This is a genomic window from Desulfovibrio sp. 1214_IL3152, from assembly GCF_036763055.1.
In the GTDB taxonomy this organism is placed as follows: domain Bacteria; phylum Desulfobacterota; class Desulfovibrionia; order Desulfovibrionales; family Desulfovibrionaceae; genus Desulfovibrio.
The window spans coordinates 1-2528 of the sequence record NZ_JBAIYW010000547.1 but is presented as its reverse complement, the minus strand read 5'-3'; the positions used below and the strand labels follow the sequence as shown (position 1 = coordinate 2528).

The 2528-nt window shown below is 59.9% G+C and carries 3 protein-coding genes; all 3 read left to right on the top strand.

Going from position 1 to position 2528, the window contains the following annotated elements; all coding sequences use genetic code 11:
* On the top strand, positions 1–467 hold a 467-nt coding region (locus V6C07_RS11570; RefSeq protein WP_333536633.1), incomplete at its 5' end, for an ATP-binding cassette domain-containing protein.
* Positions 464–1828, top strand: coding sequence for an HlyD family type I secretion periplasmic adaptor subunit (locus V6C07_RS11565; RefSeq protein WP_333536632.1), 1365 nt, complete (start codon positions 464–466; stop codon positions 1826–1828). The genes V6C07_RS11570 and V6C07_RS11565, both read left to right, overlap by 4 nt.
* A gap of 14 nt (positions 1829–1842) precedes the next feature.
* Positions 1843–2528 (top strand): hypothetical protein (locus V6C07_RS11560; protein WP_333536631.1); only part of this gene is annotated, 686 nt, incomplete at its 3' end.

Sequence of the window (2528 nt, the reverse complement as noted above, 5' to 3'; positions counted from 1 at the left end):
TGGGCGAGCAGGGGCTTGCCATTTCCGGTGGGCAGCGTCAGTCCGTCGCCCTGGCCCGCGCCCTGCTGCACGATCCCGAAGTGCTTATCCTGGACGAACCCACAAGCAATATGGACAAGGCATCTGAAAGCCAACTGCTTACCCGGCTTGCCAAGCTGTCGGAAAGCAAAACCCTTGTACTCATCACGCACAGGGCCAGCCTGCTGGCCCTGGTTAACCGCCTCATCATTGTCGACAACGGGCGCGTGGTGGCCGACGGCCCGCGCGACAAGGTGCTGGAAGCCATAGCCAGCCAGAAGCAAAAGCGCCAGGCCCCCGGCCCTGCAGGCGAGGAACAGCAAGCCGCGAACAGCGCCGCCAGCACCGCTGCGGGCGAGAAAGAAAGCACCGCCGGAAAACAAGTGACAGCACCGCCCCCCACGCCTTCCGGCGGCGTGACTGAAACCGATATGGGGAGAGCACTATGAGCGCCCTGACGAACTTATGGCGGCGGCTGTTTGGCCTCGCTTCGGCACAGGATGAAGAACAACTGCCCTATATGAGCAAGGTGGATGCGGCACTGCAACGCAAAGGCAGGGTGGAAGCCGTGTTCCTCTCTCTCGGCACGGCCGTTTTGCTGTGCGTTCTTGTTGCCTGGGCGTCCTGGGCCACCATCGATGAAGTAACGCGCGGTCAGGGGCAAGTGGTAGCCGCCAGCGGAACCCAGGTGATCCAGAACCTTGAGGGCGGCATTTTGCGTGAGGTTCTGGTTCGCGAGGGGCAGGTAGTTGAAAAAGACCAGCCGCTTGCACGCCTCGACAATCTCGGCGCGGCCAGCCAGTACACCGACGCCCTGACCAAGGCGCAGGAAAACCGCGTGGCCCTCATACGCCTTGAAGCGGAAAAAAACTCTGTTCCTCCAGTATTTGATGCGGATTTGCTGGCTTCTGCCCCGCAAATAGTGGCTGACCAGGAAGAGATGTACCACAGCCGCCGCGAAAGATTCCTTTCAGAAATGGCGATGCTTAATTCGCAGTACAGACAGCGCCTTAAAGATGTGGACGAGCAGCGCGGACGCAAAACCCAGATCGCGCACAACCTTGCCCTGGCCGAAGAACGCCGTGATCTGGCAAAGCCGCTGGAAGCGCGCAAACTATACCCCAGGGTGGACTACCTCGACCTGGAGCAGCGCGTTGTGACCTTGCGTGGCGACCTCGAAGCGGTTTCGGCCGCATTGGGCAAGGCTGAAGAAGCCGCCCTTGAGGTCGAGCGTAAGCTGGGCCTGCACAAGGCTGAATACGAGGCTGAAATATCAGCAGAAATTAACAAGCGCCGTACAGAACTGACCTCGCTTCAGGCTCTGCTTTCGGCAGGAGGCGACCGCGTTACCCGCACAGAACTGCGCGCTCCGGTGCGGGGTACGGTCAAAAGGGTCGCCATCAACACCATAGGTGGCGTGGTGCGCTCTGGCGAGCCCATCATGGAAATTGTGCCTCTGGGCGACACACTCCTGGTAGAAGCCCGCGTTCGCCCGGCAGACATAGCTTTTATTCACGCGGAACAGCGTGCCATCGTCAAGATATCGGCCTATGATTTTTCCATCTACGGCGGGCTTGAGGCCGTGGTGGAACAGATCAGCGCCGACACCATCGAAGACAAGAGGAATGATTTTTTCTATCTGGTCAAATTGCGCACCAAAAAGAATGAAATCACCTACCGCAACGAGCACCTGCCCATCATACCCGGCATGGTGGCCGTGGTGGAAATCATCTCCGGCAAAAAAACCGTACTGGACTACCTGCTCAAACCCCTGCTCAAGGCACAGCAAAATGCCATGAGAGAACGATAGACCACGAGGCGCATATGCTTGCTTCCCACCCCCTGTACATGCCCCCTCCGGGGCATCAGATAGTGCTTAAAGGCCTTTCGCACCAGTCACGCATTGAACTGAATTTCTCCATGCAGGGACTTTTTGTCGGGCTGGAGGGATATAATCTCGTTTTCTCCCGCGAGGACGGCTCCCGGCTGGTTCTTGAAGATTACCTGAACCCCGCGCCTCTTCCCGCCGTGCAGCTTGCGGCAGCGGGGACGGACCAATCCCTGGCAGGCCTGATGGCCGCCGCGCACCCGGCCATCATCGTCAATGGCCGGGAAATGTCGCCTGCCGGATTTTTTTCCTCGCTGGGTGAAGAAGGCATGCCCGAGGCGGGCATAGCCGCCACGCGCAACGCCTCTTTTCAGGGGCATGAGCATGACGCTCTTCAGGAAGGTGTCGATTCCCTTGGCGGCCTTGACGGTAATGACGAAATGATACGACGGGGCAGATCGGGGACGGACAATGGAGAGACCGTGGGCCAGGGCCTCTCCCATACCGGTGACGGAAAGTTTTTTTCCGGTGGCGGCTTGGGGGGCAGATCGGGCGGTGGTCACCATACCGGTACAGATCCGAATCAGGGCGGCAGCACTGGCCCCGGTGGAGGTACTAATCCGGGTGGTGGCACGAATCCCGGCGGCGGCACAGGCCCCGGCGGCGGCACTGACCCCGGTGA

Bases quoted from the DNA above. Each gene is read 5' to 3' on its own strand.
- V6C07_RS11565 (WP_333536632.1), top strand. From the start codon at position 464: ATGAGCGCCCTGACGAACTTATGGCGGCGGCTGTTTGGCCTCGCTTCG.